Origin of the sequence: Streptomyces sp. NPDC090077 (assembly GCF_044747545.1) — a bacterium.
Taxonomy (GTDB): Bacteria; Actinomycetota; Actinomycetes; order Streptomycetales; family Streptomycetaceae; genus Streptomyces.
In genome coordinates this window covers 160181-175214 of the sequence record NZ_JBIVEG010000009.1, presented here as the reverse complement: position 1 = coordinate 175214, position 15034 = coordinate 160181, and the positions used below count along the sequence as shown (strand labels likewise).

Here is a 15034-nt window from a genome sequence, read left to right as displayed (position 1 = left end):
GCGTCACTCCTGCCCGACCCTGCCGAGGGGATGTTTCACGTGAAACCGATCGACCCGCGCCTGCTGCGGTACGCCCGTTCCACCCGCCTCTTCCTGGGGGCGGTGGTAGCCCTCGGGCTCGCCGGGGCGGGGCTGGTCGTCGGCCAGGCGATGCTCATCGCCGAGATCGTGGTCGGAGCCTTCGAGCGGGGACTCGACGGAGCCGCGCTCCGGACGCCACTGCTGCTGCTCGTGGCGGTGGCCCTGGGGCGCGGCCTCGTCGCCTGGCTCACGGAGCTGGCCGCGCACCGGGCGAGCGCGGCGGTGAAGTCCGAGCTCCGCGGCCGGCTGCTGGACCGGGCCGCCGACCTGGGGCCCGGCCGGATCAACGGGCAGCGCACCGGATCCCTGGTGGCGCTGGCCACCCGGGGCGTGGACGCGCTCGACGACTACTTCTCCCGCTATCTGCCCCAGCTGGGGCTCGCGGTGGTGGTCCCGGTCGCGGTCCTCGCCCGGATCGTCACCGAGGACTGGGTGTCGGCGGCCATCATCGTGGTCACCCTGCCGCTGATCCCGCTGTTCATGATCCTCATCGGTATGGCCACCCAGAGCCGGATGGACCGCCAGTGGCGGCTGCTCTCCAGGCTGTCGGGGCACTTCCTCGACGTGGTGGTGGGCCTTCCCACGCTGAAGGTGTTCGGGCGGGCCAAGGCCCAGGCCGAGTCCATCCGGAAGATCACCGACGACTACCGGCAGGCCACGATGCGCACCCTGCGCATCGCCTTCCTCTCCTCCTTCGCGCTGGAACTGCTGGCCACCCTCTCGGTGGCGCTCGTCGCGGTCACCATCGGCATGCGGCTCGTCCACGGAGAACTGGACCTGTACACCGGGCTGGTCATCCTGATCCTCGCGCCGGAGGCCTATCTGCCGCTCCGCCAGGTCGGGGCGCAGTACCACGCGGCCGCCGAGGGGCTGGCCGCCGCCGAAGAGATCTTCGAGGTCCTCGTGACCCCGGCCCCCGCACCGGGAGGCGGCGCCGACGTGCCGGCCACGGGTCTGCGGATCGTGCTCGACGGGGTCGAGGTGCGGTACGAGGGGCGGGGCGCGAGCTCTCCGGGATCCGTGTCGCTCGCCGTCGGACCGGGCGAGTGCGTCGCCCTCACCGGGCCGAGCGGTGCGGGCAAGTCCACGCTGCTGAACGTGCTGCTGGGGTTCGTCACCCCGACGGCCGGGCGGGTCCGGGTCGGTGACACGGACCTCGCGGACCTCTCCCTGGAACAGTGGCGGGAGCGCATCGCGTGGGTCCCGCAGCGGCCGCACCTGTTCGCCGGGACCATCGCCGAGAACGTCCGTCTGGCCCGGCCCGGGGCCGATGACGAAGCCGTGGAGGCGGCCCTGCGCGACGCCGGGGCGTGGGAGTTCGTCGCGGCCCTGCCGCGCGGGGCGGAGACCGCCCTCGGCGAGGGCGGGGCCGGGCTGTCCGCCGGGCAGCGGCAGCGCCTCGCCCTGGCCAGGGCGTTCCTCGCGGACCGGCCGGTGCTGCTGCTGGACGAGCCGACGGCGGCCCTGGACGGGGAGACCGAGGCGGCGGTCGTGGACGCCGTACGCCGCCTCGCGGTCGGGCGGACCGTGCTGCTCGTGGTGCACCGGCCGGCGCTGCTGGCGGTGGCCGACCGGGTGGTGGCGGTGGGCGAGGGAGCCCCTTCGGACGGGGCCTCCGGCGGTGCTGTGGCGGCTGCTCCCGCGGCCGCCGCCCGGCCGGCCCCGCACGGGCAGACCGTGACCTCCGATCCCGGTGAGTGGATCCTCGGGAACGCGCCGGAGCGCGTCGCGGCATGTCTCGGCGGCGGGAACGCGGGTCGTGCCGGGGCGGGCGCGTACCCGCTGCGGCGGGTACGGGCCGTGGCCGCGGCCTGGCGGGGCCGGTTCCGGCTCGGCCTGCTGCTCGGGTCGCTGGCCGTCGGGTGCAGCGTCGGGCTGATGGCCGTCTCCGGATGGCTGATCTCCAGGGCCTCCGAGCAGCCGCCGGTGCTGTACCTGATGGTGGCCGTCACCGCGACGCGGGCCTTCGGGATCGGGCGGGCCGTCTTCCGCTATGCCGAGCGGCTCGTGTCGCACGACGCCGTCCTGCGGATGCTCGCCGACCTGCGGGTCTCGGTGTACCGCCGGCTGGAGCGGATCGCCCCCGCCGGACTGCGCGAGCAGCGGCGCGGGGACCTGCTCTCGCGGCTGGTGGCCGATGCCGACGCGCTCCAGGACTACTGGCTGCGCTGGCTCCTTCCGGTGGGCACCGCGGTGCTCGTCGGCACCGGGTCGGTGGCGTTCACCGCCTGGATGCTGCCCGGGGCCGGGGCGGCACTCGCGGTGGGGCTGCTCGCGGCCGGGGTGGGGGTGCCGCTGGTCAGCGGTGCCTGTGCGCGGCGTGCCGAGCGGCGGCTGGCGCCCGCCCGGGGCGAACTCGCCACCCGGGTGGCCGATCTGCTGACGGGTACGGCCGAACTGACGGTGGCCGGTGCGCTGGCCGGCCGGAAGGAGCGGGCGCGGGAGAGCGACGGTGTGCTGACCCGGATCGCCTCGCGCGGGGCCGCGGCCACCGGTCTCGGCGGCGGGCTGTCCGCCCTGGTGTGCGGACTCACGGTGGTGTGGGCCGCGTTCGCGGGTGCGGAGGCCGTCGCCGACGGCCGGTTGTCCGGGGTGGCCATGGCGGTGGTGGTGCTGACCCCGCTCGCCGCCTTCGAGGCCGTCAACGGGCTTCCGCTGGCCGTCCAGTACCGGCAGCGGGTGCGCCGTAGCGCCGAGCGGGTGTACGAGGTCCTCGACGCCCCGGTGCCGGTCGCCGAGCCGGCCGAGCCCCGGGCCCTGCCGGCCTCGCCGTTCCCGCTGCGGCTGACGGGCCTCACCGCCCGCCACGCCGGGCAGGAGCGCGATGCGCTGCATGGGCTGGACCTGACCCTGGAGGCGGGACGGCGCATCGCGGTCGTCGGGCCGTCGGGTTCGGGCAAGACCACCCTGGCGCAGGTCCTGCTGCGCTTCCTGGACCCGGGCGAAGGCGCGTACACCCTGGGCGGGACGGACGTCCGCGCCCTCGACGGGGACGACGTGCGCCGGATCGTGGGCCTGTGCGCCCAGGATGCGCACCTCTTCGACAGCTCGGTGCGCGAGAACCTGCGCCTGGCCCGGACCGGGGCGAGCGAGGAGGAGCTGCGCGAGGCGCTCGCCGCGGCCCGGCTGCTGGAGTGGGCCGACGGGCTTCCGGACGGGCTGGACACCCTGGTCGGTGAGCACGGGGAGCGGATCTCCGGCGGGCAGCGCCAGCGGCTGGCCCTGGCGCGGGCGCTGCTGGCAGACTTCCCCGTCCTCGTCCTGGACGAGCCGGCCGAGCACCTGGACCTGGCGACCGCGGACGCCCTGACGGCGGATCTGCTGGCGGCCACCGAGGGCCGGACCACCGTGCTGATCACGCACCGGCTCGCCGGGCTCGAGGCGGTGGACGAGGTGCTCGTACTGGACGGGGGAACGGTCGTGCAGCGTGGCACCCATGCCGAGCTCGCGGCGGCCGAGGGGCCGCTGCGGACCCTCCTGCAGCGGGAGCGGGAGGCCGATCGGGCCCTCGTCGGCACCGGGGCTGACTTTCCCTCCTAAACGGTACTAACTAGGCTCAAGGGCATGTCGCTGCAGGAGTCGCAGGAATCGGCGGAGCCACCGGAATCCGGTGGGGGCGCACCGGATCCGCTGGAGGCCGCCACCCAGGCCACCCGGAGCCTGCACGGGCTGTCCACGGAGCTGACCGCGCGCGTCCCGCAACTGCTGGAGGCCATGCGCTCGGTCGGTACCGGCCTCGAACTGCACTCCACCCTCGACCGGATCTGCGAGACGGCCGCCGAGCTGGCGGACGCCCGCTACGCGGCGATCGGGGTCGTGGACACGGACGGTCCGGGGCTCTCGGACTTCGTCACGTTCGGAGTCAGCGCCCAGCTGGCGAGGAAGATCGGGCACCGCCCGGACGGGAAGCGCGGTCTGCTCGGGGCGCTCATCTCCCACCCGGACACCGTCCGGCTCCCCGATCTGACGAAGGACCCGCGATCGGCGGGCTTCCCCGCGCACCACCCGCCCATGAAGACCTTCCTGGGCGTCCCGATCCGGGTGCAGGGCGAGATCTTCGGAAACCTCTACCTCGCCGAGAAGAACGGCGGCGGCGAGTTCAACGACTACGACGTCCACATGGTCCGGGTGCTGGCCACCGAGGCGGGCATCGCCATCGGCAACGCCCGGCTGTACGAGGCCGCCACCCAGCGCGAGCGCTGGATCGACGGCTCGGTGGCCGTCACCACGGCCCTGCTGTCCGGCGGGGACGCGGACGACGCCCTGTCGGTGGTGGCGGAACAGGCCCGCCGCCTGGCCGACTCCGCCGCCGGGATCGTGATGCTTCCGGCGGAGGACGGCGGCATGGAGATCGTCGCGGTCTCCGCGGACAACCCGGGCACCTCGCTCGGCGTGGTCATTCCCGCCGAGAGCCCGGTGGTGGACAAGCTGCTGCGGGGCGAGCCGGTCTTCGTGGACGACGCCGCCGTCGACCCCCGCATGATCAGCAGGCTGACCAGCCAGTACGGACCCTGCATGATGCTGCCGCTGCACAGCGGCGGGCGGGTGCTGGGGGCGCTGGTCACCCCGCGGGCCCGCGGCAAGCGGCCCTTCACGGAGGCGGAGCGGACCCTGGCCACGCAGTTCGCCTCCCAGGCCGCCCTCGCGCTGATGATGGCCGAGGCCCAGCGCGACCGGGAGCGGCTCGCGGTGTTCGAGGACCGGGACCGGATCGCCCGGGACCTGCACGACCTGGTCATCCAGCGGCTGTTCGCCACCGGGATGATGCTGGAGGGCGCGCAGCGCAGGTCCATCGTGCCCGAGGTCCGCGACGGGGTGGGCAAGGCCGTGGACGAGCTGGACGTGACCATCCAGGAGATCCGCACGGCGATCTTCGCGCTCCAGCAGGGGCCGGCGGAGGCCCCGTCGGGGCTCCGCACCCGGGTGCTGCGGGAGATCAACATGGCGGCCGTGCCGCTGGGCTTCAAGCCCGCGCACCGCTTCGTCGGCGCGGTCGACACGGTCGTCGGCGAGCTGGCCGGCAAGAACCTGATCGCCGCCCTGCGCGAGGCCCTGTCGAACGCCTTCCGGCACGCTGACGCGTCCCGGATCGAGGTGCTGGTCGACTCCACCGCCAGCCTGCCCGACGGGCGGCCCGGAGTACGGCTGGAGGTCGCCGACGACGGGGTGGGCATGCCGGAGGGCGGCCGGCGCAGCGGTCTGCGGAACCTGCGCCGCAGGGCGGAGTCCCTCGGGGGCTCCAGCTGGTACGGGTCCGGCATCGGGGAGGACGGCGGCGGGACCACCCTGGTCTGGGAGGCCCCGCTGTGACCTCCCGCCGGGGACCGGCGGGAGGGTTCAGCCGCGCGCGGCGCGCTCGGCCAGGATCTGCTCGATGACCACGGCGACGCCGTCCTCGTTGTTGGCGACCGTGCGGCCGGACGCGGCCGCGATCACGTCCGGGTGGGCGTTGCCCATGGCGTACGAGGTGCCGGCCCAGCGCAGCATCTCGACGTCGTTGGGCATGTCCCCGAAGGCGACGACCTCCGCGGGGGAGATCCCGCGTTCGGCGCAGCACAGCTCCAGGGTGCTGGCCTTGGACACGCCCGGACCGCTGATCTCCAGCAGTGCGGTCGGGCTGGAGCGGGTGATGGAGGCGTAGGCACCGGCGGCGGACCGGGCCAGGGCGAGGAAGTCGTCCGGGGTCATTTCGGCGTGGTGCGCGAGCAGCTTCAGCACGGGTGCCGCGTGGTCGTCGTGTTCCTCGTGGAGCAGCTTCTCGGCGGTGGCGACCGTGGCGCCCGGGTCCTGGAAGAACGGCGGGTAGGCCGGCTCGTAGTTGATGCCGGTGGTCATCTCGACCGCGAAGGAGGTGCCGGGAGCCGCCTTGCGCAGGGTGTTCACGACGGTGAGGGCCGTGGCCCGGGGCAGCGCCCTGACCTGGACGAACTCCCGGCCGGCGTGGAGGTCGACGACGGCGGCGCCGTTCGCGCAGATCGCCAGTCCGTGGCCGTGGACGTGATCGCTGACCACGTCCATCCAGCGTGCCGGGCGGCCGGTGACGAAGAAGACCTCGATCCCGGCCTCCTCGGCAGCGGCGAGTGCGGCGACCGTGCGGAGCGAGACGGACTTGTCGTCGCGCAGCAGGGTGCCGTCGAGGTCGGTGGCGATGAGCCGGGGTGCGGGGGTCGGCCCGTCCGGGCGCTGAGAAGCCGAGGTCACCGCTCCATCTTCACCCATGGGTCCCCGCCGCCGGACCATGATCGTCCAGAGAATTTCCACGCCCGGTCGCGGAGCGCCCCTGCGGAGCCCGTCCGGTCCGGTGCATGTTTCACGTGAAACATGCACCGGACCGGACGAGCCGGGGCCTGATGGGCGAGGCGTGGTTGGTGTACGCGCCACGGACCGCCGTACGCTCGACGGCATGACTCTGCGCCTGAGCACTGTGATCCTGCCGGTACGCCCGTGGCACGAGGGAGGCCGTGACCAGTGGGAGCGGGCCGAGCGCCTCGGGTTCCACACCGCCTACACCTACGACCACCTGACCTGGCGGGGCTTCCGCGACCAGACCTGGTACGGCGCGGTGCCCACCCTGACCGCCGCGGCCTCCGTCACCGAGCGGATCCGCCTGGGCACCCTGGTCACCTCGCCGAACTTCCGCCACCCGGTGACCCTGGCCAAGGAGCTGATGTCGCTGGACGACATCTCGCGCGGACGCATCACCCTCGGCATCGGCGCGGGCGGCAACGGCTTCGACGCGACCGCCCTCGGGCAGGAGGAGTGGAGCCCGCGTGAGCGTGCGGACCGCTTCGCGGAGTTCGTGCCGCTGCTCGACCGCCTGCTCACCGAGCCGGCGGTCACCCACCACGGCACGTTCTACTCCGCCGAAGAGGCGCGCAACGTCCCCGGCTGCGTTCAGGGTCCCCGCCTCCCGTTCGCCGTCGCGGCGACCGGCCCGCGCGGGGTGAAGCTCGCGGCCAGCCACGGCCAGGCCTGGGTGACCGCGGGCGACCCGAAGCACGCCGAGGGCACGCCCGAGGAGTCACTGGCGGCCCTGCGCGTCCAGCACGGGCGCCTGGAGAAGGCCCTGGCGGAGATCGGCCGGGACTCCGGCTCCATCGAGAAGGTGCTGCTGACCGGCTTCACCCCGGAGCGCGGCACGATGCTGGAGTCCGTCGACGCGTTCGTCGACTTCGCGGGCCGCCACCGCGAACTGGGCTTCACGGAGCTGGTCATCCATGCGCCGATCCCGGACTCCGACTTCGCCGCCGACGAGGCCGTCTTCGAGCGGATCGCCACCGAGGGGCTCGCCCAGCTGGACGGCTGAAACCGACGGCCCGGCCGGGTCCCGTCGCACGACGGGACCCGGCCGGGCCGGCAGGACGCTCAGGACGTCAGGTTCGCGATGATCCGCTGCGCCTGCGGGACCATCCACTCCGGAGCCGTGCCCTCGGGCAGGGCCTCGATCTCTTCCAGCAGCGCCGAGATCCTGGCGGCGCCCGCCTCCGGGCGGCCGAGCTCGTCATCGGTCCACGCGGCGTTGTTCAGGCACTGGAAGCGGTCCTGGAGGGCCTCCGGCCCGAGCCCCGCGTACAGCTCGGCCGCACGCTCCCACAGGCGGATCTCCTCCAGCCGCAGGGCCTCGACGACGGCGGGACCCAGGGTTCCCCCGGCCGGGGACTCCTCGTCCCCTTCGTCTTCCCCTTCCTGGCCGGGACCCCGGGTGCTCACGAGCCGGTCGAGCACCTGAGCCAGCTGGTGCCAGGTCTGCGCCAGTTCGGAGAGCAGTTCCCGGTCCTCGGGGTCCCCGGCCGCCAAGGCCGCCTCCAGGACTCCGGCGGCCTCGTCCATCAGGACACGGGCGGCTCCCGCGGTCTCCTCGGTGACCTCCTCGCGCATCCCCAGCCAGGCCAGCGAGCGCAGGATGCGGACCTCGGAGACCACCGCGTCGCCGGTCAGCCGGCGCAGCTCCAGAGCGCGCCGGTACGCGGCCACGGCCTCGTCGGCCAGGCCGGCGTCGGAGAGGCTGTCGGCGGCGGCCTGGGCGAAGCCCGCCTGAGGCCGCGGGTCCTCCCAGTCCTTGACCAGGTCGGCGGCGAGCAGGAACTGCTCCGCGGCGGCCCGGGACTCGCGCAGGTCGCGCAGCAGGTTGCCCAGGAAGTCCCGTGCCGAGACGGCCTGTCCCTCGCCGTGCTCCAGCAGGTCCGGCAGGGCCGACTGCAGCACCTCCGCCGCGTCGGCGGTCCGGCCGTCCCGGGCATAGGCCTGGGCCAGCATCCGCCGGGCCTGGGCCCCGCCGTCGGCGGCCAGCCCCGCCTGGTCGAACCAGTGCGCCGCCGCGAGGGCGTGCTCGGCGGCCTCTGCTGCCGAGCCCCGTCCGCGCAGCAGGACGTCCGCGAGGGTGAGCCGTGCGATGCCCTGCTCCTCGGGGTCGGTCACCTCGGCGGAGTGCTCCAGGCCGGACCGCGCGGCAGCCTCGGCCTCCTCGGGCCGTCCCAGCGAGAGCAGGACACCGGCCCGCAGTACCAGGGGGTCCGCCGCGTGCCACGGCCGGCCCGCCTCGACCGCCCGATCAGCGGAGGAGGCCAGGAGTTCCAGGGCCCGTTCGGTGTCGCCCTGGGAGAGGGCCAGCCGGCCGAGCATCTCCTCGGCCTCGGAGGCCAGCTCCGGGAGCGCCTGCCCGTAGGAGGAGACGAAGGAGACGAGTCCGGCCACCAGCAGCCCGTGCTCCTCGCCGTGTTCGTGGCCGTGGCTGTGGGCATGGGTGTCGTCGTGCTCGTGGGCGTGCTCGCGCGCGGCCTCCGCCGAGCGCAGGTACGGCTCCAGGCGCAGCGCCGACAGTTCCGCGACCGCGATCCGGCGGACCCTCAGCGGCTCCGCCGGGTCCAGCGCCTCGGCCGCGCGCAGGCCCGCCGCCAGCAGGGCGCGGACCTCCGCCGGGGCGGCCCCGGACTGCGCGGCCGCGCTCGCCAGCCGCAGTTCGGCGAGGGCGGCGCGCTCGGCCCGTCCCAGTGCCCGGTAGCCGTCGCGGACGGCGGTCAGCAGCACCGCCGCGTCCGGTGCCCCGGCCCGCGCGGCCGTCAGGGCCCGGTGCTCGGCCACCTCGGCGCGCAGCAGCGGGTCCACGTCCGGCTCCGCGAGCGCGGAGACCCGTACGCCTACCTCCGCCCAGAGCCGGTCCGCGCCCGGGTGGCCCGTGTCGCGGGCGTCGCGGGCCTGCTCCACCAGAACGCTGAACTCGGCCGCGCTGACGGGCACGGGTGCGGGGGCCGGGGCCGGGGACGCCCCGGTCGGCTGCGGCAGGGCGGTGCTGCGCACGCCCAGGGGCAGCACCTCGGCCAGCGGGGCACGGGAGAGCCGCTGGGAGAGCCGCTCGGAGACCCGGGTGGTGCCGTTGCGGACGTCGAAGCGCCGGGCGATGTCCAGGGCTTCCGCGCTCAGGACGCCGTGCAGCTCCTCGACGGTGCGCGGGGAGCCCTCGTACGGCACGGTCGGGTCGGCGCCGTGGCCGAGTTCGGCCAGCCGCCGGAGCAGGACGATGACGCCGGCGTAGAAGTCCAGCTGGGTCTTGACGTCCACGAGCGGGCGGAGCTGGGCCGCGTGTTCGGCGAGGATCTCCACCCCGCGCGCCTCGTTGCCGGTGAGCGCGCAGAACTCGATGTGCTGGCCGATCGCGCGCAGCAGGCTCTCCTTGCCCCGGGCCATCCGGTAGCCGCGCAGGTGGTGCGAGCGGGCCTCGTCGGTGCGGCCGAGGCGCAGCAGGGGCAGCAGCGACCGGGCGAGCACCCGGTGCGGTTCCTCCATGCAGGTCTGCTCGCCCGTCAGCACGGGTTCCCAGACCTCGATGGCCTTGGCGTCCTCGCCCTTGGTGGCCCAGAAGACACCCTGGGAGTTGGTCTCGCAGGCGTGGCAGTCGCTCATCGCGTCGCGGTCGGCCGCGCGCCACTGGGCCATGGCCCGCTCGGCCCGCTCGTCGTCGCCGATGGCGTCGGCCAGGAAGTACTCGGACTGGCGTACCGCCCGCTCGCTGTAGCCGGCGATCCGGTAGCGCTTCTCCATGTCGTCGAGGTAGCCGGTGACGGAGGAGATGGGCACGTCGGGGGAGCTGATGATCTGGCCCGAGACCCACTTGAAGCGCCAGAAGAGGGAGTGGGCGTCGCCCGAGTCGAAGGCGGACGGGTCCCGGTCGTACTCCTGGAGCAGGCGGGCGAAGGGCACCACCATGCGGCTCCGCTCGGCGCTGTACTCGTAGGCGTCGATCTGGTTGACCAGCGCCGTCCGGAACACCCCGGTGTCGCCGCAGACCTCGGCGGCCGCGGTCAGTGCCTCGGCCTGGGCGTTGCGGGCGGCGCCGTGGGGCAGGCTGCGGTTCTCGTACAGGGCGCGCCGGATCTCGTCGGCCGTCAGGGTGCTCACTTCTCGTCCTCCTCGGACGGGGCGGTCGGGGTTGCGGCGGGGTGGGTCGCCCATTCCAGGAGACCGAGGAAGGCCCGGTTGAGCAGGGCCGAATCGGCCGGGCGGAGCGGCCGCTGGGACATCAGCAGCGCCTGGCCGTAGAGCGATTCGACGGCGGTGCCGGCGAGCGTCGGGTCGGGAAGGCCCGCGATCCGGCGGATCAGCGGGTTGTTGTGGTTGAGGACGAGGCGGGCGCGGGGGCCGGAGCCGCGCAGCGAGCCGAGGATGCCGCTCCACAGGGAGTCGGCGGATTCGAGCGCGGCGGACCGGTCCCGCTCCTGGCGGGCCTGGCGGTCGTCGAGGTACAGCGCGGGGACGGCCACGGGCTGGAAGGCGCGCAGCACCACGTCGCAGCTCTGGGCCTCCAGCCGGGTGCGGGCGGTGGAGAGGAACGAGGCCAGGGAGAGTTCGACGGCGGTGGGGACCGGGTCGAGGCGGTCGGTGACCGCTCCCGCGTCCAGTTCGCTGACCTTCAGGTCGGGGCGTACGGAGGGCAGCAGGGCCAGCAGGTCGGCGTCGTAGGTGTAGCCGGCGTTGACGACCCCGAGACCGTGGGCCGCCGCGATCGGGGCGATCTGCCGGAACTCCTCGACGGTGCGCGTGAAGTGGATCTCGGAGTGCGCGGCCGTGAACTCCTCCAGGTTCATCGAGCCGTCGCTGGTCTCGAACGGCAGCCACGGCAGCATCAGTCCGAGCAGTTCGGTGTCGTGCCGGGCGAGGGACTTCACGCCGAGGTGGTGGACGCTCAGGAAGGCCGCCAGGCGGTCCGGTTCGCTCGCGGCGAGCTCGGCCAGCCAGGACCGGATGCGGGCGCCGAGGGCCTCGCGCACGGCGGCGAGCGTCTCGTCGTCGTAGAGGTTCTCGCGGGAGGCGGTGGGCCGCAGGGTGTCGGTGTCGAGCACGGCGCGGACGAAGAAGGCCCAGTCGGGGAGCAGGTTGTCGGCCTGGTCGGTGAGCAGCATGCCCTTGAGGTGGACGCGGTGTCCGGCCCGGTGGGCGGGGCTGGTCGGTTCGGGCAGGACGTACGCGACTCCGCGCACCCCGGCCACCGGCAGGTCGAGGTCGATGCTGTCGAGCGGGGTGAAGCCGAAGAGCTGCACGCAGTGTCCGGCGAGGGCGACGCGCCGTGCGGCCGGGGTGGGGTGGGCGCGGTCCCACACGGCGGGCCGGTCGGTGACGGGGCGGGGAGCGCCGCCGAGGCCGTCATCGAAGGTGATCGGGTACGGCAGCAGCGAGCCGTAGTCGCGGGCGAGGCGTTCGACCCGGGCGGGCTCGGTCCACTCCTCGGCGCCGGGACGGGCTTCGAGGTGGACGGTGGTGCCGGGTTCGGGGCGGGCGTCGTGGGGCAGTTCGCGCACGGTGTACGAGCCGTCGTCGGTGGCCAGCCACTCGACGGGCGCGGCCTGGGGGTCGCGGGCGGACCGGGTGACGACGCGGATCTGGCGGGCGACGACGAAGCAGGCGAGCAGGCCGATGCCGAACTGGCCCAGGAACTGCCGGCGGGTGGTCTCCAGGCCCTCCAGCTCGGCGGCGGAGGCGCCTTCACCGCGGCGCTTGGAGCTGCGGCCGATGGTGGCGAGGAGGGAGTGGGCCTCGGCGGCGGTCAGGCCGATGCCGGAGTCCTCGATGGTGATGCGGCCGGCCGCCGCGGACAGGCGGATGCGGACTTCCGCGCCGGGCTCGTGCGCATGACGGGCGGTCACGGCGTCCACGGCGTTCTGGAGGAGTTCGCGGACGTAGACGCGGGGGCTGGAATAGAGGTGGTGGGAGAGCAGGTCGACCAGGCCGCGCAGATCGACCTGGAAGTTGTTGACGGCGGCCTCGGCCGGGGAATCGGAGGGGAATTCGGACGGGGACGGAGACACGGATGTCATCAGGCATCAGCTCGCTTGCTCGCGTGGTCGGTCGGCGATCGCGAGGTACCCCCCTCACTGATCCCGGAACGAGAACAGAGTAGGTGGACGATCCGACAATCACTCCGTGAATTCCGCGTCGGCCGGTGCTCCCCGGCCGGTCAGCGGAAGCGGAGGAATTCCGGCGGTACCGCGTCCGCCAGCCACACCCCGTTGGCGCTGACGCGGAACACGTGTCCGGCCGCGTGCATCGCCCCGGCGTCCACGGCGAGGACCACCGGCTTGCCCCGGCGGGCGCCCACCCGGGTCGCCGTCTCGCGGTCGGGCGACAGGTGTACGTGGTGGCGGGCCATGGGGCGCAGTCCCTCGGCGCGGATCGCGTCGAGGGCGGCGGCCACGGTGCCGTGGTAGAGGTACGCGGGCGGTTCGGCCGCCGGCAGGCCCAGGTCCACCGCGACGGTGTGCCCCTGGCTGGCGCGGATACGGGCGCCGTCGACGGCGAACCGCTGCTTGTCATTGGCGGCGACCACGTGGTCGAGTTCGGCCCGGCTGAAAGGGAATCCGTGTTCCGCGGCGGCCCGCAGGAGATCGTCGATCTCCACCCAGCCCTGGGCGTCGAGCACCAGTCCGATCCGTTCCGGCTGGTGCCGCAGGTGTTTCGAGACGTATTTGGACACCTTCACGGTGCGTCGGTCATCCATGTCCCCAGCTTGACGGCTCGCGGGGGCCCGCGGCAGCGATTTTCCACCCCTCGGACGAGCGGGAGGTCCCTCTATCGCTTTTCCAAGATACGGAATACATTTTCCGCATCACGACGTATCCAGAGGGAGAAACTATGACAAATAAGGCTTCACTGCTTCGGCGTGCGGCTGCCGAGCTCATCGGCACCGCAGGCCTGCTCGTGGTGGTGATCGGCTCGGGCATCCAGGCCGCGAACCTCAGCCGCGACACCGGTGTCGCCCTCGTCGCCAACTCGTTCGCCTCCGCGATCGGCCTCGGCCTGATCATCACCCTGTTCGGCCCCCTCTCCGGAGCCCACCTCAACCCGGTCGTCACCCTCACCGCCTGGTGGGCCCGGCGCACCGGCGGCGAGGGACTCGACGCACGTGAGGCCTTCGCGTACGCCGCCGCCCAGACCGCCGGCGCCATCGGCGGCGCCGTACTGGCGGAGACGATGTTCGGCCGCACCCCTGGGACCTTCTCCACCCAGGTCCGCGACGGGGGCCACCTGCTGATCGGCGAGATCATCGCCACCGCCGGACTGGTCCTGGTCATCCAGGGCCTCGGCCGCATAGGCCGGCCCCGGCTGATCCCGGCCGCGGTCGCCGCGTACATCGCCGCCGCGATCTGGTTCACCTCGTCGGGCTCCTTCGCCAACCCGGCCGGCACCATCGGACGGGCCTTCAGCGACTCCTTCACCGGTATCGCCCCGCAGTCGCTGCCCGGCTTCGTCGCGGCGCAGCTGCTCGGAGGCATCCTCGGGCTCGCGCTGGCCGCGCTCCTCTACGGCCGCGAGCGCCGTGCGGGCGACACCGGAGAGCCGCGCCCCGGGCACTCGGAGAAGGGGACCGAAGTGGCCGGTATCCCCCGCACGGACTCGGCGTTCGAGGCCATCGTCTAGACGGTCACCCCTGTTGCCCACAGGAGAAAGGGAGTTGTCCACAGATGTTTCGGCGGGTTTCGGAGACATCTGGGTGATTCGCCCCCGGGTCTCCCTGTGGACTACCGATCGAGCATTACCGGCCGCCCCGGCTGGCCAGATCGTTCATCGTCCGGGCCTGGAGCTCCCGCTCCGTCGCGGCCCGGACGAACTCCGCGACGTGCTCCGGCCCCACCAGTTCCTGCACCGCCCGCACCGTCCCGGCGGGCAGGGCCACCGGGGCGGGACCCGTCGGCTGCGCCGCACCGGTCGCACCCAGATGGCGCTGGAGGTGCCGGGTCGCGAACAGCCTCATCGCCCGGGCGAGCTCGGCGTCGACCGTCTGCTGCGCCAGGGGCCGCAGTCTGCGCACCATCGTCGCCGCCTCGGCCGCGTCCGCGTCGGTCGGCGGTACCTGCCCGAGGTAGCGGGCGAAGACGTGCTCGGTGGTGAACTCCAGGAAGCGCGAGGCGATGTGCTCCACCTGCCCGCGCAGTTCCCGCAGGTGCCCCGTGATCGCCCCGAGGGGAACCCCCGCCGCGTACAGCTCGGCCGCGACGGCCAGCTCCTGGGGCGAGGGCACGAGGAACTCGTCCGGGCGGCCGGGGATCCGCTCCAGCACCCCCAGCTCACAGGCCTCGTCCACCGCGTCGTCGTCGGGCAGGCCGCCGAACCGCGCGTTGAGGTCCTCCCGGCTGATCCGGTCGGCCTCCTCGTCGGTCCAGGGCCCGTGCACCTCGGCGACCAGACCGAGCACGCCGCCCAGCCCCCGCCCCGCGTCCCAGGCCTCCAGCAGCTCCTTGATTGAGGCCAGGGTGTAGCCGCGGTCCAGCAGGTCGGCGATCTGGCGCAGCCGTGCCAGGTGCGTGTCCCGGTAGACGTTGGACCGGCCCCGCCGCTCCGGCTTCGGCAGCAGGCCGCGGTCCTGGTACGCCCGGATCGTGCGCACCGTCGCCCCGCTGTGATGGGCCAGATCCTCGATCCGGTACTCGGCTACCGCCTGATCGGACAATCCCGGCTCCCTACG

At 73.8% G+C, this 15034-nt stretch carries 9 protein-coding genes; 4 read left to right on the top strand and 5 right to left on the bottom strand.

Annotated elements, in window-relative coordinates; translation table 11 throughout:
• The first annotated feature begins 39 nt into the window (after positions 1 to 39).
• Together cydD and ACIPW5_RS17800 are read left to right on the top strand one after the other, a co-directional pair.
• The gene (gene cydD, locus ACIPW5_RS17805) at positions 40 to 3621 is read left to right on the top strand and encodes a thiol reductant ABC exporter subunit CydD (RefSeq protein WP_401245631.1); all 3582 of its coding nucleotides are present in this window, start codon (positions 40 to 42) and stop codon (positions 3619 to 3621) included.
• A 24-nt stretch (positions 3622 to 3645) separates the two neighbouring features.
• Complete coding sequence (locus ACIPW5_RS17800) at positions 3646 to 5391, top strand: GAF domain-containing sensor histidine kinase (RefSeq protein WP_401245629.1); 1746 nt, start codon at positions 3646 to 3648, stop codon at positions 5389 to 5391.
• A gap of 27 nt (positions 5392 to 5418) precedes the next feature.
• On the opposite strand, the gene ACIPW5_RS17795 is transcribed toward ACIPW5_RS17800, so the two are convergent.
• Positions 5419 to 6300: a Cof-type HAD-IIB family hydrolase gene (locus ACIPW5_RS17795; RefSeq protein WP_401245627.1), complete on the bottom strand. Its 882-nt coding sequence runs from the start codon at positions 6298 to 6300 to the stop codon at positions 5419 to 5421.
• Positions 6301 to 6484: 184 nt separating this feature from the next.
• Here ACIPW5_RS17795 and ACIPW5_RS17790 point away from each other — a divergent pair, with 184 nt between their 5' ends.
• On the top strand, positions 6485 to 7387 hold the full coding sequence (locus ACIPW5_RS17790; protein ID WP_401245626.1) for an LLM class flavin-dependent oxidoreductase: 903 nt from the start codon (positions 6485 to 6487) through the stop codon (positions 7385 to 7387).
• Between the two features lie 59 nt (positions 7388 to 7446).
• Here ACIPW5_RS17790 and ACIPW5_RS17785 read toward each other — a convergent pair whose 3' ends face one another.
• The 3 genes from ACIPW5_RS17785 to ACIPW5_RS17775 all read right to left on the bottom strand — a co-directional run bounded on the left by ACIPW5_RS17785 (position 7447) and on the right by ACIPW5_RS17775 (position 13069).
• Positions 7447 to 10476 carry a tetratricopeptide repeat protein gene (locus ACIPW5_RS17785; RefSeq protein ID WP_401245624.1) on the bottom strand — a complete coding sequence of 1010 codons (3030 nt, stop codon included), beginning with the start codon at positions 10474 to 10476 and terminating at the stop codon, positions 7447 to 7449.
• Positions 10473 to 12389: an HSP90 family protein gene (locus ACIPW5_RS17780; protein ID WP_401245622.1), complete on the bottom strand. Its 1917-nt coding sequence runs from the start codon at positions 12387 to 12389 to the stop codon at positions 10473 to 10475. Before ACIPW5_RS17780 ends, ACIPW5_RS17785 begins: the two co-directional genes overlap by 4 nt.
• A gap of 140 nt (positions 12390 to 12529) precedes the next feature.
• Complete coding sequence (locus ACIPW5_RS17775; protein ID WP_401245620.1) at positions 12530 to 13069, bottom strand: RNA 2'-phosphotransferase; 540 nt, start codon at positions 13067 to 13069, stop codon at positions 12530 to 12532.
• A 134-nt stretch (positions 13070 to 13203) separates the two neighbouring features.
• Here ACIPW5_RS17775 and ACIPW5_RS17770 point away from each other — a divergent pair, with 134 nt between their 5' ends.
• Positions 13204 to 13989, top strand: coding sequence for an aquaporin (locus tag ACIPW5_RS17770; RefSeq protein ID WP_401245618.1), 786 nt, complete (start codon positions 13204 to 13206; stop codon positions 13987 to 13989).
• Positions 13990 to 14104: 115 nt separating this feature from the next.
• Here the strand turns inward: ACIPW5_RS17770 and ACIPW5_RS17765 are convergent, their stop codons facing one another.
• Positions 14105 to 15019 carry a MerR family transcriptional regulator gene (locus ACIPW5_RS17765; RefSeq protein ID WP_401245616.1) on the bottom strand — a complete coding sequence of 305 codons (915 nt, stop codon included), beginning with the start codon at positions 15017 to 15019 and terminating at the stop codon, positions 14105 to 14107.
• Positions 15020 to 15034: the final 15 nt, after the last annotated feature.

Bases quoted from the DNA above. Each gene is read 5' to 3' on its own strand.
- ACIPW5_RS17800 (WP_401245629.1), top strand. From the start codon at position 3,646: ATGTCGCTGCAGGAGTCGCAGGAATCGGCGGAGCCACCGGAATCCGGT.
- ACIPW5_RS17795 (WP_401245627.1), bottom strand. From the start codon at position 6,300: ATGGGTGAAGATGGAGCGGTGACCTCGGCTTCTCAGCGCCCGGACGGG.
- ACIPW5_RS17790 (WP_401245626.1), top strand. From the start codon at position 6,485: ATGACTCTGCGCCTGAGCACTGTGATCCTGCCGGTACGCCCGTGGCAC.
- ACIPW5_RS17780 (WP_401245622.1), bottom strand. From the start codon at position 12,389: ATGACATCCGTGTCTCCGTCCCCGTCCGAATTCCCCTCCGATTCCCCG.
- ACIPW5_RS17775 (WP_401245620.1), bottom strand. From the start codon at position 13,069: ATGGATGACCGACGCACCGTGAAGGTGTCCAAATACGTCTCGAAACAC.
- ACIPW5_RS17770 (WP_401245618.1), top strand. From the start codon at position 13,204: ATGACAAATAAGGCTTCACTGCTTCGGCGTGCGGCTGCCGAGCTCATC.